The sequence below is a fragment of the Saccharopolyspora sp. genome, from assembly GCF_017434145.1.
GTDB classification, from domain to species: Bacteria; Actinomycetota; Actinomycetes; order Mycobacteriales; family Pseudonocardiaceae; genus Saccharopolyspora_C; species Saccharopolyspora_C galaxeae.
This window is the reverse complement of record NZ_JAFRFW010000683.1, coordinates 1-4,714: the sequence shown is the minus strand read 5'-3', so window position 1 is coordinate 4,714 and position 4,714 is coordinate 1. Positions and strand designations below refer to the sequence as shown.

Annotated in this window: 4 protein-coding genes; 2 read left to right on the top strand and 2 right to left on the bottom strand. The window is 70.6% G+C overall.

What is annotated here, in order from left to right; genetic code table 11:
- Positions 1-133: 133 nt before the first annotated feature.
- The gene (locus IJH84_RS18720) at positions 134-1,093 is read right to left on the bottom strand and encodes an electron transfer flavoprotein subunit alpha/FixB family protein (protein ID WP_200070268.1); all 960 of its coding nucleotides are present in this window, start codon (positions 1,091-1,093) and stop codon (positions 134-136) included.
- Between the two features lie 31 nt (positions 1,094-1,124).
- Positions 1,125-1,907, bottom strand: coding sequence for an electron transfer flavoprotein subunit beta/FixA family protein (locus tag IJH84_RS18715; RefSeq protein ID WP_200070269.1), 783 nt, complete (start codon positions 1,905-1,907; stop codon positions 1,125-1,127).
- Between the two features lie 283 nt (positions 1,908-2,190).
- On the opposite strand from IJH84_RS18715, the gene IJH84_RS18710 reads away from it, so the two are divergent.
- Positions 2,191-3,036 (top strand): DegV family protein, encoded by an 846-nt coding sequence (locus tag IJH84_RS18710; protein WP_200070270.1) that lies wholly within the window; start codon positions 2,191-2,193, stop codon positions 3,034-3,036.
- A gap of 55 nt (positions 3,037-3,091) precedes the next feature.
- The gene (locus tag IJH84_RS18705) at positions 3,092-4,573 is read left to right on the top strand and encodes a glycoside hydrolase family 57 protein (RefSeq protein ID WP_295146791.1); all 1,482 of its coding nucleotides are present in this window, start codon (positions 3,092-3,094) and stop codon (positions 4,571-4,573) included.
- The last annotated feature ends 141 nt before the right edge of the window (positions 4,574-4,714 follow it).

Below are 4,714 nucleotides of genomic sequence, written 5' to 3'. Positions count from 1 at the left end.
GGGCTCGCACGCTTCATGGTGACCCCCGCCGCCCAACTGGTCGTTCCCGGGCCGCGCGGCCACGCCGCCCGGCCCTGAGACGAAAAAGCGGGCCGCGCCCGAATGGACGCGGCCCGCCGAAGCGTTCGAGCGCTCAGCCCTTGCGCTTGCCGACCTCCTCGGTCAGCTGCGGGGCGACCTTGAACAGGTCGCCGACGACGCCGTAGTCGGCGATCTCGAAGATCGGGGCCTCGGCGTCCTTGTTGACCGCCACGATCGTCTTCGAGGTCTGCATCCCGGCGCGGTGCTGGATCGCACCCGAGATGCCCAGCGCGATGTACAGCTGCGGCGACACGGTCTTGCCGGTCTGGCCGACCTGGAACTGGTGCGGGTAGTAACCGGAGTCCACCGCCGCGCGCGAGGCGCCAACCGCGGCACCCAGCGAGTCGGCGAGGGTCTCCACGACCTCGAACGACTCGGCCGAACCGACACCGCGACCACCGGAGACGACCACGCTGGCCTCGGTCAGCTCGGGCCGGTCCCCGGCCTCCACCGGCTGCGTGCCGGTGATCTTCGCGTTCTTCGAACCGTCCAGCGCGGGCACCTCGACGGCCTGCTCCGCACCGGCACCGGCGGTCGGCTCGGCGTCCACGCTGCCCGGCAGCACGGTGACCACCGGCGTACCGGAGGCGACCTTGGCCTTGGCGTTGTAGGTACCGCCGAACAGCGAGTGGCTGCCCACGCCGTCGCCGTCGATGTCGACGACCTCGGACAGCAGACCGGAGCCGAGCTTGACCGCGAGCCGCCCGGCGATCTCCTTGCCGTCCACCGAACCCGGCACCAGCACCGCGGCCGGCGACGCCGAACCCACCAGCGAGGCCAGCACCTCCACCGACGGCGTCACCAGGTAGCCGCCCGCGTCCGCGGACTCGGCGACGTAGACCTTCTCCGCGCCCTGCGACGCCAGCGCGCCCTTGAGCTTGTCGGCGGTGCCCGGCTCACCGACCACCACCGCCGACGGCTCACCGATACGCCGCGCCGCGGTCAGCAGCTCGGCGGTGACCTTCTTCACCTCGCCACCGGCGTGGTCGACGAGGACCAGAACCTCAGACATGACTTTGACTCTCCTCGCGAAACCAGTGGACTCAGACGAGCTTCTCGGCGGCCAGGAACTCGACGATCTTGGTGCCGCCGTCGCCCTCGTCGTTGACGCGCTGACCGGCTTCCTTCGGCGGCTTCGGCGCGGACTCGGTCACCTGCGAACCGGCGTTGGCCAGCCCGACCTCGGACGGGTCGATGCCCGCGTCGGCCAGCGTCAGCGCGGAGACCGGCTTCTTCTTGGCCGCCATGATGCCCTTGAACGAGGGGTAGCGCGGCTCGTTGATCTTCTCGGTGACCGACACGACCGCGGGCAGGTTCGCCTCCAGGCTCACCACACCGGCGTCGGTCTCGCGCTCGATGCTCACGGTCGAACCGTCGGTGGAGACCTTGCGGGCGTAGGTCAGCTGCGGCTGCCCCAGCAGCTCGGCCAGCATCGCCGGGACCGCGCCCACGCGGCCGTCGGTGGCCTCGTTGCCCGCGATCACCAGGTCCACCGACTCGACGGTGCCGATGACCTTGGCCAGCGCCTTCGCGGTCTGCACCGCGTCGGAGCCGTGCAGCGCCTCGTCGGACAGGTGGATCGCCTTGTCCGCACCCATCGACAGCGCCTTGCGGATGGCGTCGGTCGCGCGATCCGGACCCATGCACACGGCGGTCACCTCGCCGCCCTGGGCCTCCTTGATCAGCAGCGCCTCTTCCACCGCACGTTCGTTGATCTCATCCAGCACGGCGTCCGCCGACTCGCGGTCGAGCGTGTGGTCGGAGTCAGCGAGTTTGCGCTCGGACCACGTATCGGGCACCTGCTTCACCAGGACGACGATGTTCATGGGTCCTCTTCGACCTCCTGCGGACTGACGACGACTCATACGTGCTTGCGGGGTTCCGGCCGACGGTTGCGCATCGTTACCGGGAAGTTCGACCTTGCCACGTCACAGTGTCGGTGGCACAGTGACGCCAACCACCCCGGATGTTACTTGTCGGTAGCCCCGGTGCAACCAGCGTATCCCGTGACAGTACTCACTTACTCCGTCGACTCCGATACCGCGGTGAGTACCGCCACCTACAGAAACCACATCCAGAAGCGAACATCTCGGGACTAGCCTGCACGCCATGAACAACCGCGTCGCCCTCGTGACGGACTCGACCGCTTCGATCCCGGTCGATGTCGCCGACAAACTGGGGATCTGCGTCGTACAGCTCGAATTGAAGCTCGGCGAGCTGGAGAACGACGAACGCCGAATCCCGCACCCCGACCTGGCGCAGGCCATGCGCGACGGCGTCGCGGTCGAGACCAGCCCTCCCCCGCCGCCCGCCTTCTTCTGGAACTACACCGACGCGGTCTCGGCGGGCGTCGAGTCGATCGTGTCGGTGCACATCTCCGAAGGTCTCTCGCAGACCTGCGACTCCGCGCGCAGCGCCGCCGCCGAGATCAACCTGCCGGTGTACGTGGTGGACTCCCGGCTGTGCGGGCTGGGAATCGGTTACCCGGTGATCGCCGCCGCCGAAGCCGCGGCGGCCGGGGCGGGTACCCAGGGCGTGCTCTCGGTGCTGGACCGGCGGCTGCGCAGCACCACGCAGATGATCTACGTGGACACCTTGGAGTACCTGCGCCGCAGCGGGCGCGTCGGCCGGGCGCAAGCGCTGCTGGGCAGCGCCCTGTCGATCAAACCGGTGCTGGTGCTGCGGGAAGGCGTCCTGGAACCGATGGTCAAGGGCCGCGGCCCGGACCGGGCGCTGAAGAAGGCCGTGCGGCAGGCCGCGCAGCGCGCCGGGAACGGGCCGGTCGACATCGGCATCGAGCACTTCCAGTACGCCGACCGCGCCAACGAGGTGGCCGAGCAGTTGCGCGCCGCGGTACCGCAGGCGCGGCGGGTCGTGATCGCCGAGACCAGCGCGATCATCGGCGCGCACGCCGGACCTGGCGCGCTCGGCCTCACGGTCTCGCCGGTGGTGTGAACGCACTCGCCGGTCGCTCGCGGCGGCGCTGCTGCGGCGGTCGTAGTGTCGCCGCGTGACCGAACCGATCGGCGCGTTCTGCCTGGTGTTGCACAGCCATCTGCCGTGGCTCGCCGGGCATGGCAGCTGGCCGGTCGGAGAGGAATGGCTGCACCAGGCGTGGGCGCACTGCTACCTGCCGCTGGCGGGGATGCTGGAGCGCTTCGCCGCCGAAGGCCGCCGGGACGTGCTCACGCTGGGGATCACACCGTCGCTGGCCGCGGGGCTGGACGATCCGCGCTGCCTGCGGTCCTTCCACCACTGGCTGGGGAATTGGCGGCTGCGCAGCCACGAAGCGGCGGCGCGCTGGCGCGGCGACCCGGTGCTGCGGGAACTGGCCGCGGCCGAGCACCGCGCCGCGGGTGAGCGGCTGGCCGAGTTCGGGACGCGGTGGCGGCACGGCGCTTCGCCGGTGCTGCGGCCGCTGATCGAGTCCGGGACGGTCGAACTGCTCGGTGGTCCCGCCACGCATCCCTTCCAGCCAATGCTCGAACCGGAAATGCGGGATTTCGCGCTGCAGATCGGACTGAACGACGCAGAACTGCGATGGGGCGTGCGGCCGGACGGAATCTGGGCGCCGGAATGCGCGCACCGGCCCGGAATGGAGCGGGAGTACGCGGCGGCCGGGGTGCGGCGATTCCTGGTGGACGGCGGCGCGCTGGGAGATGTTTCGGTGGCGCACCCGGTCGGCGGCGATGTGCTGTGCTTCGGCCGCGACGTCGCGCTCAGCGAGGAGGTTTGGTCGGCCACCGGCTATCCGGCGCATTCCGACTATCGCGACTTCCACACGTTCGACCACGCCGTGGGGCTCAAACCGGCGCGGATCACCGGGCGCGACGTGGATCCCGGGGACAAGGAGCCGTACGACCCGGCGCGAGCCGCCGCGGCGGTCGACGGCCACGCTCGCGAGTTCGTCTCAGCGGTCACGAACCGGTTGGCGCAGCGCGGCGGGCTGGTCGTGGCGGCCTTCGACACCGAGCTGTTCGGGCACTGGTGGTTCGAGGGTCCGTCATGGCTGGAGAAGGTGCTGCGCGCGTTGCCTGCGGCGGGAGTGCGCGTGACGACGCTGCGCGGGGCCGTGCAAGCCGGTCACGTCGGTGCGCCGGTGCAGTTGCCGGAAACCTCGTGGGGCGTGGGCAACGACTGGCGGACGTGGTGCGGCGACGCGGTCTCCGACATCGCCGAGGCGAACCGGGCGCTGCAGGAACGGGCGTTGCGGCACCTGCGGCGCGTTCCCGGCTCAGCAGCGCGCGATCCGGTGCGGGACCAGTTGTTGCGCGAGGTGCTGCTGGCGCTGGCAAGCGACTGGGCGTTCATGATCAGCCACGAGACCGGTGCGGATTACGCGCGCGGGCGCGCGCGGCTGCACGCGGCACGGGCGCACCGGCTCGTCGATCTGGTGGAGCGCGGTGCGCACGCCGAAGCGGCCGGGTTCGCTCGCGGGCTCCGGTCGCAGGACGGGATCTTCGGGCACCTCGACGCACGCTCGTTGCGGTAGTGCCCGCGCGGATCGAGTGATCATGCGCGGCGGGGCCCGGCGTGCAAACGTCCTGTTCCGGGAGCTGCCGGAAGGAATCTCACCTCATGCGCGTGCTGATGCTGTCCTGGGAATACCCGCCGGTCGTCGTCGGCGGACTCG

Bases quoted from the DNA above. Each gene is read 5' to 3' on its own strand.
- IJH84_RS18720 (WP_200070268.1), bottom strand. From the start codon at position 1,093: ATGTCTGAGGTTCTGGTCCTCGTCGACCACGCCGGTGGCGAGGTGAAG.
- IJH84_RS18710 (WP_200070270.1), top strand. From the start codon at position 2,191: ATGAACAACCGCGTCGCCCTCGTGACGGACTCGACCGCTTCGATCCCG.
- IJH84_RS18715 (WP_200070269.1), bottom strand. From the start codon at position 1,907: ATGAACATCGTCGTCCTGGTGAAGCAGGTGCCCGATACGTGGTCCGAG.